The sequence below is a fragment of the Sphingobacterium sp. Ag1 genome (assembly GCF_000988325.1).
In the GTDB taxonomy this organism is placed as follows: domain Bacteria; phylum Bacteroidota; class Bacteroidia; order Sphingobacteriales; family Sphingobacteriaceae; genus Sphingobacterium.
The window spans coordinates 609,633-626,645 of sequence record NZ_LBGU01000043.1; the positions used below are offsets into that span (position 1 = coordinate 609,633).

General features: G+C 41.8%; 8 protein-coding genes. All 8 read left to right on the forward strand.

Features of this window, described 5'->3' with window-relative positions:
- Positions 1 to 90 precede the first annotated feature (90 nt).
- The 8 genes from AAW12_RS19905 (at position 91) to AAW12_RS19940 (ending at position 16,972) form a co-directional block, all read left to right on the forward strand.
- A complete protein-coding gene (locus AAW12_RS19905; protein WP_046675338.1) occupies positions 91 to 2,319 on the forward strand; it encodes a hypothetical protein in 2,229 nt (742 codons plus the stop codon).
- A 40-nt stretch (positions 2,320 to 2,359) separates the two neighbouring features.
- A complete protein-coding gene (locus tag AAW12_RS19910; protein WP_053003846.1) occupies positions 2,360 to 4,639 on the forward strand; it encodes a hypothetical protein in 2,280 nt (759 codons plus the stop codon).
- A 26-nt stretch (positions 4,640 to 4,665) separates the two neighbouring features.
- The gene (locus AAW12_RS19915; protein ID WP_084823249.1) at positions 4,666 to 6,594 is read left to right on the forward strand and encodes a right-handed parallel beta-helix repeat-containing protein; all 1,929 of its coding nucleotides are present in this window, start codon (positions 4,666 to 4,668) and stop codon (positions 6,592 to 6,594) included.
- Positions 6,587 to 8,995, forward strand: a complete 2,409-nt coding sequence (locus AAW12_RS19920) for a family 20 glycosylhydrolase (protein ID WP_084823250.1) — start codon at positions 6,587 to 6,589, stop codon at positions 8,993 to 8,995. Before AAW12_RS19915 ends, AAW12_RS19920 begins: the two co-directional genes overlap by 8 nt.
- A gap of 128 nt (positions 8,996 to 9,123) precedes the next feature.
- On the forward strand, positions 9,124 to 10,419 hold the full coding sequence (locus AAW12_RS19925) for a family 43 glycosylhydrolase (protein WP_197084114.1): 1,296 nt from the start codon (positions 9,124 to 9,126) through the stop codon (positions 10,417 to 10,419).
- Positions 10,420 to 10,569: 150 nt separating this feature from the next.
- Positions 10,570 to 12,015, forward strand: a complete 1,446-nt coding sequence (locus AAW12_RS25750; protein ID WP_053003850.1) for a glycosyltransferase family 2 protein — start codon at positions 10,570 to 10,572, stop codon at positions 12,013 to 12,015.
- A 26-nt stretch (positions 12,016 to 12,041) separates the two neighbouring features.
- Positions 12,042 to 14,186 carry a right-handed parallel beta-helix repeat-containing protein gene (locus AAW12_RS19935; protein WP_046675593.1) on the forward strand — a complete coding sequence of 715 codons (2,145 nt, stop codon included), beginning with the start codon at positions 12,042 to 12,044 and terminating at the stop codon, positions 14,184 to 14,186.
- A gap of 470 nt (positions 14,187 to 14,656) precedes the next feature.
- Entirely contained in the window at positions 14,657 to 16,972 is a 2,316-nt protein-coding gene (locus tag AAW12_RS19940) for a GH92 family glycosyl hydrolase (RefSeq protein ID WP_046675339.1), read from the forward strand.
- The last annotated feature ends 41 nt before the right edge of the window (positions 16,973 to 17,013 follow it).

A 17,013-nucleotide genomic window follows, 5' to 3' on the forward strand; every position in this document is an offset into this window, starting at 1 on the left:
GTAATTTAGTGTTAAAGTGGTGAAAGTTGGGCCGTGCATACGGTCCAACTCTTCTGTTAAGATTGAAAGAAAAGTAAAAATAATATACGGATGAAAAAGATAGTAGGAAGTTTTCTACTCTGTGCATTAGCGCTAAATAGTTTTTCGCAAGACTGGCTCCCTCAAAAGCGGGATAAAAATGTACTGTTCAGATTGCTGGATTGCCAATATGAAGGAGCAAAATTGGTACACAGTTCGACAATAGGAGGGCGTTCGGATAATTGGGATGTCAAGCAGGAGGTTTTGCAAAAAAAGGGAACTAATGAGGTGACCTACCGATTTACCTTTAAGGCAAAAAGAGCGATGAAGGATGCTGGGGTAGCAGTCGCCTTTGATGCTTATAATTGGTCGAGCGACAATTTTGTGATGATTCCCGCGGTTGTTTATAATGGCAATCGTCAACGGATCGTTAACCGGGAATATGCAACGGGGTTGGACAAAACGGATTATTATCGAAAAGATCTAGCGCTTACCTCCAATCCGATTCCACAGCTTTCACCTGAGTTTGGGGCCAACTCCCAGCTGGAAGTTAATATCAGCAATACCAGCACACCCCTGATGGCTTATTTGGACAGAAAGCAACAGCAGGGTGTTTTCCTGTTTACCGATCAGGGAATAACCTGGAAAAATGAGGTGAAAGATCATGCACTCATTATCGAAGAAAGTAGAGATCGGAGCTTGGCCAGTTTTGTCGTCAGTGCTCCTGGTGTACGGTCTCGGAAACCTGAATTTATTGGCTTTAGTGAAAGTCCTGATCGTGGGATAAGTGTCGTTCCAGGTGATGAATTACAGATCCGTGTGACAAGAATTGTGTTTCCAGCAATGGATGTGCCGCAACTCTATGCACACTTTATGCAAGAACGAAAACTTCATGTCAAGGAAACTGCGCCCCGCAATCTGATGCCCATGAGTGAGGTTTTTACACGTATGGCAAAAAATATTGATGAACGTTATTATACAAAAGACAATATTGGGTTTTACTGTCCCGAAAATGCCGATTGGATGTCCTATGGCTGGGTTGGCGGATTGATCAATACGTATCCTATGCTTGCTATGGCAGATAAAGTGCATTTTGACAGGGTAAGCCATACCTTCAATTTTGCTTTACCGCGAGGCCGTGGAGCAAGTAGCTATTATTACGATGTGCTTGGCGCAGACGGTCGGGTCATTTATCGTGATGGAGCAAAGCTAAATCCAGGGATCGGTTTGACCCGTAAAAATGCCGATGTGCTGTATTGGATGGTCAAGCAGTTTATGTTGTTGAAAAAGCAGGGTAAGTCTGCTCTGATTGATAGCGCATGGGAAAATGAAGTCAAACAACTTGCAGATGCCTTCGTGAAAACCTGGCAAGATGAGGGAACTTGGGGGAATTACCTAGCGATTGAATCGGGTAAAATTGCGGCTTATAACACGACAGGTGGGGCCATGGCCGTTGCAGGGCTGACTTTAGCAGCTTCTTATTTTCATCATGATCATTACCTTGCTGTGGCAAAAGAGGCCGCCAAAAAGTATTATGACGAGTTTGCACTAGTAGGTTTTACTTCAGGTGCCTGTGGTGATATTTTGCAAAATGCAGACTCAGAGACCGCAATAGCGTTAACGACTTCGCTGATGACTCTTTTTGAACAAACTGGCGATCGTAAGTACCTCGAGCAAGCAAAAAACTTAGCCAATTATACAGCTTCATGGACAGTGTCTTTTCCTTATCAGCTGCCCGAAAATACAGCCTTAGCAAAATTGGGGGCTAATCTAACGGGGGCAGTTTGGGCGAGTACACAAAATAAACACGGGGCGCCAGGATTCTGTACACAGTCTGGTGATGTTTTATTTAAACTCTTTAGGGAAACCGGTACAAGCTTGTATGCTGATCTGATACGCGATGTGATCCACGCACATGCCGAAGGCATTCAACCCAATGGTAAGATCACTGAGCGTTTGACTTATTGCGATGCTGATAGTCGAGGCTCACGTGGGGATGGCGGTAAAACAGGCTGGAACGAAACAAATGGAGCACTGATGGCCTTGGAAATACCGGGCGTTTATGTCCGCAAGGACAAAGCAACAGCCTATGCTTTTGATCATATTCTAGTTAAAACTGTCAAGAAAACCAGTCAGGGACTCGCTGTAACACTTCATAATCCAACCGCTTATGATGCAAATGTGAGCATACTGGCGGAGGATGCCGCTGAAGCAGCTCGACCTTTAGGTGAGAATGCTTTTTGGGACTGGAATAAAAAGGTCAATATTAAAGCCGGCGATACAATTGTAGTTGCGCTATAGTGCGGATGCAAAAGGTATACTATGTTAAAATCTAAAACAAATGAAATTTTTAAAAACTAGCTTGTTATTTCTTGGGTTGACAGCTTTGTCAACAATGGGGTATAGCCAAACAACATTAAAAACCAATTATTTTAAGATCGTTATTGACCAAAAAGGTTATATCACGAGCATGCAGAATATTACAAAGAAATCGAACCGGGAATTTAGCCCGGCAGATAAACCTTCTCCTTTGATGGTTCTGTATAATGCAAAGAAAAGGGTATACAGCTATCCAGAACAAGCAAATTATTCCGCTACGGATAAAATCATGACCTTGCGCTATCCCAACGGTTCTACAGCACGCATCAGTATCTTGCCGCAGGCAAAGTACTTTAAGATGAAGCTCCTTTCACTGACAAATTCGAAGGAAATTGAAGCCATACAGTGGGGTTCGTATCATACAAACATCACGAATTTATTGGGTGAGATCATTGGTGTGAGCCGTGATACAAGTGAAGCTGTCAATTATGCAATAGGCATGCTGGCGTTAAACGACAATACGTTGGGCGGTACCGCAGATATTCAAGGTGACGCGGCTCCTTTCCAATATATTATCCACTCACCAGATGCGTCACGTTTTCCCTTACCAAATGATCTGCATGAAGGACAGGTTTTCACATTGGGGGGCAACGGTATCAGCGATGTCGCTTTTTATGCGCACAAAGAACCCTACTACAGGATTATGTATGGGAATGCAGCTGAGGTCGATAAAAATGGACGAATTTCAATTACTTATCAATCTCGGGATCGCAGAAGCCCGCGGGAAGTTTATTATTCGTTAATTCCCAATATGCCTTCTAATAAACCCAACCATCTGCAGGTTCAACCCTTACCTGGAGTTGACTACATCGGCTCTTCCATTGCATTTTGGGGTAGCCCAGATAGTACGGCCTTGCTAGATGTGGTACAGGATATTGTCCTGAAAGAAGGTTTACCACATCCAACCGTTAATGGAAAATGGATTAAAGATCCAGCGGCTTTTGTACCGGATGTGCTGACAGAAGGAAATCTATACGACAATATGATCGCTTATGCAGACCGACTTGGATTCAAGGCAATCAGTTTATACGATCAAGGATTTTTACGGCCTGATCGCGGTAATGCGGGTTATATTGACGGTAAAAACTTCGAACGTAAACCCCTGAAGTTCTCCGATGGGAAAGCGCTTTCTCATAAGGAATATGCGGCGTTGGCAGCCAAGCACAATTTGGTTATTGGTCGTACACCGATCACAAATGCCTTGGCTCCGGGTACAAAAGATGCGAGTCCCGTTCCGAGTGACAGTATTTGGTATCAGCAAAAACGTTTGCTAGCTAAGGCAATCAATTCAACGGATACACTAATTTATGTTGATGACCCGACGCATTTGGAGGAAATCGGCAGCTGGGAAGGGCACGTCAAGAGTTTAAATATAATTAAAATTGGTAAGGAACTGATTCATTATCTCGGGGTGAGTGATACGAAGCCGTATCGTCTGCTGAATGTAAAACGTGGTTACTGGGATAGCAAGGCGACAGCTCATCAGGCTTTAGATACACTCTATAAATTGCAGGTAACCATCAACTACGGTTATGATGGCTTAATTCCGAATATGCAGTTGCAGGATGAAATTGCGGCTTACTATGCCGATGTCTGTGCCATAAATGGTTTGGGATATTACGATTTTGATGGACAGGAATTCTTGTTTAACAATGGGCATGGCTATTATTCGGCAAAACGTTTTTTCCGTAAAATGTTTGATCGGGCGAAACAGCATAGGCTAGCTGACATTCGTTTTACAGGTGCAACTTTGTCTGAAGGCTCATGGCATTACCAAAGTATATGGAATGTAGGTGGCGGTAAAAATCTATATGATGCCGAGACACGGGAGTGGGGTAGCGCAACAAGTCAAGGGAAAGATTTAAGAGATGTCTGTCAGGCCAATTTCTTCCCCGTAGGAATGGGCGGAAATTTTCCGATTACCGAAAAGTCCACTGTAGAAGAGTACGAACATATCCAGGCAATGTCCGTAGGTACCGGATCGACCTATAGCCTAAAGCTGAATCAAAAACAGGTAGAGAGCTGTCCACAGAAAGACGCTATTTTCAAGGTGATTCGTACCTGGGAAAATGCCCGTGCAGCGAGTGCTTTCCCAAGCTGGGTGAAAAAACAATTGGTTGATCCTACACAAAGCTTCAGACTGGAGGAATTGGATAAAGATCGCTGGAATTTGTATCGTTTAAATAAAGATGGCTCGGATAAGAAACTCTTAACAACATTGAGAAGAGCTAAAGGATATTAAGCTTAAATAGCACTAAACTGAATAAAATGAAAGTGACCTCTTTCTTAACATGTGTTTTCCTTTTAGGGACAATGACTCTGTCAGCACAAACCAAAGCAAAGCCAACAGAATATCATGTTGCTGTGGTGGGAGATGATGGGCAGACCGGTACGCAGACGAGACCACTGCGTACCATTATGGCGGCGGCTAAGCTTGCGATGCCGGGTGATATCATTATCGTTCACAAGGGGGTATACCGCGAAAGTATCATTCCACCGCGCGGTGGCCTCTCGGCACAACAGCCCATTACCTATCGCGCCGCAAAAGGTGAAAAGGTCGTTATCAAAGGGTCGGAAGAAGTAAAGGGCTGGAAGCTATTGCATGACGATATTTGGCAGTTGGAGCTGCCTAATTCTTTCTTTGGTACCTTCAATCCCTATGCGGAGGAAATTCGTGGCGACTGGTTTTGGCCGACACCCAAAGAACGGAAATATCACCGTGGTGCTGTCTATCTCCATGGTCATTGGCTGATGGAAGCATCTTCCAAGGAGCAGTTATTGGCCGATCATTCCCAAAAAGGAGGATGGTGGGCTTCGGTTGATGGCGAAAAGACGTCTATATGGGCGCGGTTCCCACAGGTTGATCCGAATCAGGAACAGGTAGAAATCAATGTACGGCCTCGGGTCTTCTATCCCGATCGCCCATTTGTCAATTATATCACTGTGGATGGATTTGTGATGGAACAGGCGGCGACCAATTGGGCACCCCCAACGGCCGAACAGGAAGGACTTCTGGGAACACATTGGAGTAAGGGATGGCGTATTGTCAACAATACCATACAGTACTCGAAATGTGTGGGGATAGCCTTAGGGAAATACGGGGATGCATTCGACAATAAGGATACCGAATCAGCTGAAGGTTACGTTGGGACCATAAAACGAGCCTTGGCTTTTGGTTGGAATAAAGATAGTGTAGGTGGTCATTATGTAGGGAATAATAAGATAGCCTATTGTGAACAGGCAGGAATTGTGGGGAGTATGGGCTGCTCTTTTAGTACGATCGAAAAAAATACAATTCATGATATACACATCGAACGTTTGTTTACGGGAGCAGAGATGGCAGGAATTAAGTTTCATGGCGCTGTTGATGTCAGTATCAGAAATAACCGTATCTTTCGTACAGACAAAGGAATCTGGCTGGACTGGATGGCCCAAGGTGCACAAATTATGAACAATTTGCTTTATCAGAATGATCTTGATGTATTCCTGGAAGTAACACATGGACCCGCATTAGTAACCAATAATATCATGCTTTCCAAAAAGAGTCTGTTAATGAACGCACAAGGGGCTGCTTTTGCTCATAATCTCTTTGCAGGAAAAATAGATGTAGTTGCTTATGATAGTCGATTGACGCCGTATCTGAAACCTCATGCGACTGGAATTGCTGCATTAAAGGATAATCCCGGTGGTGACGTACAGTTTGTCAACAATATTTTTGTGAAAGGAGCTGATATCAGTGACTATAGTAATGCCTATCTACCCGTATTGCTCAATGGAAATGTTTACCTAAAAGGCAGTGTAGGAATTTCAACCTATAAAAACAATGCGCGCATGGGCGAAGTGCATGCTGATGCCGAGCAACGCATGAAAGCATATACCAGTAAAGGTGCGGTTGAAAAAAATGCATTGATCGATACCAATGAAGTTACTGCTGCCAATCTAGTCGAAAAACAGGGGCGGGTCTATTTGGATTTCCCATTCCGGACAAAATGGCTGCAGCAAAAGAGGGTTTTGGTCACTTCAAGATCATTGCAGCCTACTGTGATCTCAAACTTACCATTTGATGATCGTAATGGACAGCATTTGCAGATTGACCGGGACTTTTTCGGTAAACCCCGAAAACACACAAATCCAACTCCAGGTCCATTTGAATACACTGGGAAGAAGGAAGAAAAAATAACATTGATTTATGAATAGAGATCTAATAATAAAATTAAAATCGGGGATGCTGTTGAGCATCCTTTTTTGCGTTTTGTCTGGATATGGACAAGAACAGTTGGATAGTGCAACGGTTGCGAAATTAACACCTGCTTTCCTGCATATCAATGGCAATAAACCAACGATTGGCATTCCGGAGATCGAGGGCTATAAAGTCAATTTAATCGGTTCAGATAATAAAGTAATAATCGATCTGAAAGGAAACATTTCGTCGCCTTTGGTGGATAAGAAAGTGAATTTATTATTCAAGGTTACCAGACTGTCCGATGCAGCCTATGCCGAAATACCGGTGAAAGATATTGATGTCAAGGGACGTTATCAAGGAACGGGTACCGGTGAAGTGCCTTTTGTGATTCCATCGCTCCGGGAGTGGCATGGACAAGAAGGGTATTATACTTTAAATAAAGCGACAGCGATCATTGTATCGGATAAAGATAAGGATGCTAGACAGGTAGCCGAATTGCTTCAAGATGATATTCGTAAGATGTTTGGGCTTCAGTTGATCGTTAAGACAGGAACACCCAAAAAAGGGGATATTTTTATTGCGGCTTCTGGAGCTGAAGAATTGGGTGAAGAAGGTTATGCACTTCATATTGATGATGTCTTTACAATCAAGGCGAAGCATTATAAAGGAAAGGTATTTGCAACGAGAACGTTACTCCAGTTGTTGGACCGCGACCGAACAGCTTTACGCATTCCAAAAGGTGATTCTAGGGATTATCCAACCTATGAGGTTCGGGGATTTGTTATCGATGTGGCCAGAAAGTTTTTTACCATAGATTTCTTGAATGACTATGTGGAGATTCTTTCCTATTATAAATTATCAGATTTCCATATTCATCTTACAGATAATGGTTTTCATAAGTTCTTTAACTTCGATTGGGATAGTACCTACGCGGCCTTTCGTTTAGAAAATGAGCGCTATCCCAACCTTACTTCCAAGGATGGACATTATACCAAAGCGGAATTTATAAACCTCCAAAAGAAAGCATTACGTTACGGTGTTACGATTATCCCTGAGATTGATGTGCCAGCACATTCTTTGGCGATCTCACATGCTATTCCCGAAGTTGGAAGTAAGAAGTTTGGTATGGATCATTTAGATTTAGACAATCCAAAAACTTACGAAGTTGTTAAAAATATTTTCGACGAATATACACAAGGAGCTCAGCCTGTTTTTATTGGAGAGGAAGTGCATGTTGGGACAGATGAGTACGATAAAAAGGAAGCCGAACCCTTTCGTAAGTTTACCGATTTTGTGTTTAAGACTGTTCAGGACAATGGGAAAAAAGTACGTGCTTGGGGCTCGTTAACTCATGCGCAGGGGAAAACACCTGTACGCGTGAAAGATGTTACCTTAAATATGTGGTATAATGGTTACGCGGATCCTTTAGAAATGAAAAAGTTAGGCTATGCTCAGATTAGTACACCAGATGGTTATCTGTACATTGTACCTGCCGCAGGTTACTATTATGACTATTTAAATACCGATTACCTATATAATAATTGGAGCCCAAGAAATATAGGGAAAGTCACTTTTGAAAAAGGTGATCCCATCCTCCGAGGCGGAAGTTTTGCGGTATGGAATGATGTGGTCGGAAATGGGGTGTCACAAAAAGATGTACACAATCGCGTGTTTCCGGGGATTCAGGTTCTTGCCGAGAAAATGTGGACGGCAGAAGACCAGCACCTTAGCCTTTACACCTTTAACCAGAAACGTCAGGATGTTCGGGAGGCACCGGGACTAAATCTAAGAGGGTATTATAAAACAGCATTACCATTATTTGGTTACTTTGATTTTGAGTCCCAATCCAACAATAAAGTCAATAATGAATGGAAAAAAGCAGAAGGTACACATGTTGATTATGTCGCAGGTGTAACAGGTAAAGGATTGCATTTTAACAGCGAGACGAGCGTACTTAAAATGCCGATTGATGAGATCGGTGAACAATATACTGTCTCGTTTTGGATCAAGCCAGAAAAGGAATTGAAGGGAAATCTTTTTGTGTCTAAGAACGCGACAATATCAGCCAATGAACAGGGCTTGGGATTTGATCGAGATGGATATCATTATGATTTCGACTGTAAGCTGCCGGTAGACGAATGGTCCTTTGTTACGGTAATTGCCGATGGGGTAGGTACACAATTTTATTGCAATGGCGAACTGGTTAAAGATATGAAACCCTTTGATGTAGTCAAGCCTTATAAGGATAAAAACGACAAAGAGGTAAAATTCAAGAAAATACAGACCTTAGTATTTCCATTGGCAGAGATCAAACTGAAACATGCCGTGCTCGATGAACTTAAAATATATAATAAAAAGCTATCAGCACAGGAAATCAGAAGTGAATATTGGATGGTGAAAGGAAACGGGAAATGATTTGGAGGACGAGGAACTACCGTAGATGGACTGCTGGTATTCTGATCGGAATAATTTCCTATGGTTTCACGAGCTGCAATAGCATATCAAGTGTACCTAGGTCTAGGACGATTCAAACGACAAAAAGAATGTTGAATCCGATTGCACCACCGGGAGTATATATTGCCGATCCGGAAGTCCGAAAGATGCCCAATGGTAAAATCTATTTATACGGTTCAAAGGATGATCTTGGGAATGCCTATTGTTCGACAGCTTACAATGTCCTTTCTACCGACAATCTGGTGGAATGGAATAACGAACAGACTTCATTTGCTACAGTGGGGATAGGAAAACAAGCTAACTATACCAATCAAATTTTGTATGCACCAGATTGTATAGAACATGATGGGAAATACTATTTGTACTATTGTCTTGCCGGCGGAGGAGAGGATGAGGGAGTTGCGGTTTCGGATAGTCCTTACGGACCTTTTAAAGATGGCCAAATCATGAAAGATATGCGGGGAATTGATCCTTCTGTTTTTGTTGATGATGATGGTCAGGCTTATATCTTTTGGGGACAGGGTTATGCGAAAGGAGCGAAGCTAGGGAAAGATATGAAAGAGATTGTAGGTACGGCAAAGGATAGTTTATTGACTTACGAAACACATAAATTTAACGAAGGAAGTTCAGTAAGAAAACGCAATGGGATTTATTATTATGTTTTTGCAAGCCATGCGAGGCATGGTGAGAGCAACTGCGCTACATTAAGTTATGCTACCTCAACTTCTCCGCTTGGACCTTATACCTATAGAGGGGTCATTATTGATAATTGGGGCAGTGGTAGGAACCTCGTTAATAATCACGGTTGTATAGAAGAAATTAATGGACAGTGGTATGTCTTTTACCATCGTCCAACACATGGAAGTCAGACCATGCGCAAAGCATGTTTGGAGCCGATTTTCTTTGCAAAAGATGGCACGATTGCGGAAGTTGAAATGACGACACAAGGGGCCGGTGGGCTTATTGATCCTACTAGCCGGATGGACGCAGCAAGGGCCTGTTTGATGCAGGGAAATGTAGCTGTTCATGTCCGTCGTCCAGCTAATGACATTCCAGTAGAATTTTTAAAAGGTTTCCGTGATGGTGATTATGCTGTTTGGCGATATTTTGATTTTACCCATAAGGACCTGAAACAATTTACCTGTAAAACCTGGGGAAATACACAAGATGCAAAAATTGAAATTCGCATCGATAGTATCAGCGGTAAATTATTGGGAACGGTAGCTATTGCATCGCAGCAGGGGGAGACACAATATGCAATCCATACCACTGCTGTAGCGAACATAACGGGTACTCATGCAATTTATCTTGTGGTTCGTGGGAAAGAAGATGAAGCCAAACCAAAGGAGTTACTGAATCTTGAATGGTTTGAGTTTAGCCATTAATTGAAGGAGGAAATGAAATAATTTTGTGGGGTTATGTGGTAAAATAGCATCGATCTTTGGTAAGATATTGGTTGTTATTAGACTATAGTCTATGGTTATTTAGCTAGAGAAAAAGAGTTTTATTTTTAGATATAACCATTAGACTATTTTATGAGAAAAAAAGCTAAGTTGGCAATGGAAACCTTACAGGTGGAAGTTCAGCACATGATGTCTACGAATCGAAGTAAGCTTTTGGGCAAGTTCTATGTGGGGGAGAATGATTGGATAGTTCAAGCGATAGTGACCTTTGCCAAGAAATCATATTATGATACTATTTCAGATTATAATGTTTGCATGGAACTAAAATGCGAGCAGTCTGATTGCTCCAAAATAGCCTCTGAAACACAACAATGTATAGAACCTGAATACCATGAAGGCTTAGATCATGAGAATTATACCTCAGCCAATGTAAATGCCAGCAATTTCATAATCTGGCATAGGTATCCGTCGAAAGGTTCTATTTCGTTTTGGGCTAACACAGTAAGTGCAATCAATGATCCGGCTAGTTCCAATACGATCAACTACAGCTATCCAGGCTGTAAATTCTCCATAGACGGCATGATAAAGCATTCCATCTGTTTATTGGAAAATCTAAGGACGACTAGAAGTACGATTGAAATTCTAAACGAAACTGCTTCCCGGCCGTTGGTGTCAATTGTCCTACCTTGTTTTAATGCAGAAAGATTTCTGCCGGATTGCTTGGAAAGCATCTTTTCTCAGACCTATCCCGATTTTGAATTAATTGCTATTGATGACGGATCATCAGATGCAACAAAAGCAATCCTAAAAAAACAAACTGATCAGCGGCTGATTATTGTTTCGAATACATCAAATAGAGGGATCACTAAGAGTTTGAATAGTGGAATAGAGCTTTCAAAAGGAAAATATATTGCACGGATGGATGCCGATGATATCATGCATCCAGATCGTTTGAAAAAACAGGTTTCCTTTTTTGAAAGCGCTTCGGGAGAACATGTTGCCGCTGTGGGATCTGATCATTACGTCATCGATCAAAATGGAAAACTGATTGGATTAAAACAATATTCTTGTATGCCAGATGAAATAGAATTTATTTCTTTATTCGGAAATCCTGTTGCGCACAGCTCTGTCATGTTTCGGAGTGAGGTTATCAAGAATACAAAGTACAGAGACAACTATCCTCTGACTGAGGATTACGCATTGTCGGTAAAACTTTTAAAAACAGAAGATTTTGTCAATATTCCTGAATCTTTGATGTATTGTAGAGCTCATAATAGTAACTTTTCCTCGAAAAATAGTAAGGTTCGAAAAGAGAGCGTTGCCAATTTATTGTCAGATGAGTTAGAGTCGCTGTCTGTCGAGCTAAATACAGATGAACTCAAGCAGTTACTTGCCATTGGTTTTGGAGTGGGAAATATTTATTTTAATGATAAGGAAAAACTAAGTTCGTTGGAACTTCTAATAGCGCATATTGTCAAGACAAAACAAGACACGAAAATAAACAGAACCTATTCGAAGAAATTTTCGAATGCTATAAGGACTTATGTTAAAGAAAACCTTTGTGGACTTTATCGATAAGAGTCCATTCTATGATAAAATCTGATATGAAAAAGATCATACTAGTAACAATCTCCATATTATTTATACCTGTTGTATTGTTTGCCAATGAAATTGTATGGCTATCCCCCAAAGGGAGTGACACAAGTGATGGGACGAAGGCTACACCCTATTACTCGTTGAATAAAGCGATAGAGGGTAGGCTAGAAAGCCGGAGTGAAAATGATACTTTATTCGTCAATGTGTTGGCCGGAAATTATTATATGGACCGACCTTTTGAAATCGAGCAGCCGTCTCGTCGTCCTATTGTTATTCGAGGTTATGATGCTGAAAATAAGCCTCGTTTTATTGGGGGGATAGCGATAAAAGGCTGGCAAAAATATGATGATAAGTTGTATCGGATACGCATACCGGAAGTCGTCCGCTATGGTCTGACTGTAGAGCAACTCTTTGTGAATGGTAAACGCGCTATTTTGGCTCGTACCCCTAATGTTGATTGGTATACGGTGAAAAATTCTGTCGAAACCAATTTTGTAAGAGGAGTACGTTTTGCAAATTATGCCGTACAACGCATTGATTTTAAAAGGGAAGATTGGAATGAAATGAGGCAGTTAAAACCCGCGGATTTTGCAGATTTTAAATTTAGATTCTATCACAAATGGGATGTCACAATAAAGAAGGCTGAATATACAAGTCTGGATTCCGCATTTATTTATATGAGCGGTAAAGGAATGCACCCCTGGAATCCGATACAGGCCGGTAGTCGTTATGTCATGTATGACTACAAGGCAGCATTGGATGCGCCAGGTGAATGGTATTTGGATAGGAATACAGGGTACCTCTATTACATGCCATTGGCTGGGGAGAATATGGACATGGCTGAGACACTGATACCTACGTTGGAACAATTAGTCGTGTTTAAGGGGAAAGAAAATGACCCGATCAAACATATAACATTTGAAAATATTTCTTTTCAAGCGACCAAATACCAAGTACCTCCAATGGGAGAGGATCCCATGCAAGCAGCAGCATTGACCAAAGCCGCATTGTCTTTTGATTTTTCTGAAAATATTTCCTTGATAAACTGTGAAGTGCTCCATACTGGGGCATATGCTGTTTGGTTGGGGCGGGAATGCCATTATAATCGAGTGGAGCACTGTTATCTGACTGATTTAGGGGCGGGAGGAATCAAAATTGGAGAACCCTTTTTCCGGCCGGGCAACCGAAAAGTCAGTAGTTTCAATGTAATTCATAACAACATTATTATGCAGGCAGGTCGTGAACTGCCCTGTGGAATTGGAGTTGCTATTTTTCATAGCAGTGACAATCAGATAACACATAATGAAATCGCCGACTTGTATTATTCTGGGGTCTCAGTCGGTTGGACTTGGGGATATAATGATGATCCAAATAGCTGGACACACCATGTGAACGAAAAAGGCGAACCTGAATTTCATAAAGCGAGGTTAATAAGTCCGGCTGTGAGAAATGTCGTCTCCTACAACCATATTCATCATATTGGTTGGGGGGAACTATCTGATATGGGAGCGGTGTATACGCTTGGAGAGTCTAAAGGGACCAAGATAACACATAATGTCATTCATGATGTTTTGTCCTACGACTATGGGGGATGGGGACTTTACACAGATGAAGGTTCGACAGGCGTAGAAATGAGCAATAACCTGGTCTATCGATGTAAAAGTGGCGGTTTTCATCAACACTACGGCCGAGAAAATAAGATTGAAAATAATATTTTTGCTTTTGGCCATTATTATCAAGCGCAGTATACGCGTGCGGAACCACATCAGTCTTTTAGTTTTAAACACAATATAATTCTGCAAGACAGGGGGGAGACCTTGGCCGGAGCTTGGGAAAAAGGATCTTTGGACATTGATTCAAATCTGTATTGGCATCTCAATGGGGTACCTCAGTTTGTTGGTAAATACACATTTCAGGATTGGAAAAAATTAAAAGAGCCACATTCCATATGTGCTGATCCACTTTTTAAAAATCCGCTTTCTGCCGATTTTTCATTTTCATCTAAAAAAGCTATCCGCAAGATTGCATTCAAACCGTTTGACTATACAAAAGCGGGTATTTACGGCGATTCTGCTTGGCTAATGAAAGGACGATTGAGCGATGAGACGCTCGATGAGTTTAAGAAAAGGGTAGCTTTAAGGTCTAATAAATAAGTTATAGCTAAGCTTCATTATTTGTTCGGACCATGCTCGTCATAAATTCGTCTCATGTTCGCCCCATTTTCGCAAAAGCTCTTCATTTTCTTTATAGATTCCCTACCTATCGTAAGGGAATGAGTAGGGAATCTGTAGGCGCACGGTGGGCAAAAGCTGAAAGGAGGACGAATCGCTTATGAGCTTGTCTCGAAGAATTGGCAACGATGTCATTTATAGAAGTAGGGTTTGGATAAGTTAGCATCAATAGTCAATATAGCACAAGATCAGCTGTTTTTTATGTCGATATTTATTATCTTGTTCCAGTTTTACAGCCTATGGCAAACTTTTGGTCGAACAGAATCAATTGCTTAATCGCTTTTTAATTTAGCGAATGTAAGGGAATTAGCGATTTTCTGTTTTTTTTTAAATAAAAATGCAACCGGTTGTTTTAATCAGATTACGCAGGTTGAATAATATAAACCACTTTTATGATATACCGTATTCAATTCAGTGTTGTTTTATTTTTCGTGATTTTTAATTGCTATGCGCAGTCTAACTATATCAATCCGTTTATCGGCGCGGTCACAAGTGGTGAAAAAGCGGAAACGGGGGGACATGGCTTTGGTAAAACTTTTCCGGGGGCGGCGACTCCATTTGGCCTAACACAGGTTAGTCCTAACACGATTACTGGGGGAGACAATGGTTCTGGATACAACTACGAACATACCTCCATCGAGGGATTTGCTTTTACGCAAATGAGCGGTATAGGCTGGTACGGTGATTTAGGTAATTTTTTGGTGATGCCAACAACGGGAGAACTGAAAACTTCCGCGGGTAGCCTCGAACATCCAGAAAATGGCTACCGTTCCCGTTTCGCTAAAAAAGATGAAAGAGCCCGTGCAGGTTACTATGAGGTACTGCTTTCAGATTATAATATAAAGGCCGAAATGACTGCTGTACCACATAGTGGAATGCTCCGGTTTACTTTTCCTAAGCACCAAAAGTCACGGATTCAGATTGACTTAGCTCGGCGTGTAGGCGGGACATCTACGGAACAATATGTGAAAGTAGTGGACAACCATACCATTCAAGGATGGATGAAGTGCACACCCGAAGGTGGCGGTTGGGGAAATGGGGATGGAAAGGCAAATTATACCGTCTATTTTTATGCCCAATTTAGTAAGCCTTTTATTGAAACAGGGGTATGGAGTTGTGCCATTCCAGAAGGGCAAAAACGTAAATTACAGGATGTCACAAGTGCAAGCTACCAAGACATGGTGGCCAAATCTGTCGTTACCAAAAATATCGGTATCATGGAAGGGAAGCACTTAGGTTTTTATACCGAATTCCCCACGCAGGCAAATGAACAGGTATTGATGAAAGCCGGAATTTCATTTGTCAGTATGGAGGGGGCAAAAAATAATCTTCAAACAGAAATCAAAGATTGGAACTTTAATAATGTATTGCAGCAAACGCAGAAACGATGGGATGATGCTTTGGGAAAAATAGGTGTCCTTGGTGGGACAGAGGATGAGAAGACCATTTTTTACACGGCTCTGTACCATTCGATGATCGATCCGCGAGATTTCTCGGATGTAGATGGAAAATATGTTGGCGGTGACGAGCATATTCATCAAACGAAAGATTTTACCAAAAGAACGGTATTTAGCGGCTGGGATGTTTTTCGAAGTCAGTTTCCATTGCAAACGATTATTAATCCGACTATCGTAAACGATATGATCAATTCTTTGGTCACATTGGCAGAAGAAAGTAAACACGATTATTTGGAACGTTGGGAATTTTTGAACGCTTACAGTGGCTGTATGATCGGAAACCCTGCTGTATCGGTTATTACCGACGCTTATAGGAAAGGGATAGCCAACTTTGATGTAGAAAAGGCTTATAAATATGCGCGGCAAACGGTTGAAAAATTTGGAAATGGTGAAAAGGGAACTACCGGTGGAATTTCGACGACATTGGAATATGCTTATACAGAATGGTGTCTGTCGCAATTGGCGGCACGATTAAATAAAACGGCCGATGAGCATTTATATGCACGTCGTGCGCAAAGCTACAGAAACCTATTTGATCCAACAGTTGGCTGGTTTCGACCGAAAGAAAAAGATGGTACATGGAGTAAATGGCCAGAGACGGGGCGCTTAACTCAAAATTACGGCTGTGTTGAGAGCAACCCTTATCAGCAAGGATGGTTTGTCCCTCATGATGTGGATGGGCTTGTAGGCCTTTTGGGTGGAAAAGAAAAAGCCATCGCGGATCTTAATAATTTTTTTGAACTTGCTCCACAAGACATGATGTGGAATAATTATTACAACCATGCCAATGAACCAGTACATCATGTACCATTTTTATATAATCGGGTAGGAGCTCCCTGGCTTACGCAAAAATGGACGCGCGAAATTTGTTCGCGTGCGTACCACAATTCAGTTTATGGTTTAATCGGTAATGAAGATGTGGGGCAGATGTCCGCATGGTATGTTTTGGCAGCCTCTGGCATACATCCCGTTTGTCCGGGCGACACACGCTACGAAATCACAAGCCCCGTATTTAATACAGTCACCTTTAAACTTGATCCCAACTATCATTCTGGGACACAGTTTGTAATCAAAACAGAAAATAATTCGCCTGAAAATTGCTACATCCAAAAAGCTGAACTTAATGGCGTCCCTTATAACAACTGTTTTATAGACCACCGTGAAATCATGCGAGGCGGGACCTTGGTACTGTTTATGGGAAGTGAACCTAATAAACAATGGGGGCTTGGTAGAGCTTTTGGAACACAATAAATACTAGGGCGATGTGGGGTGTTAATCGTCTTATTGTATAA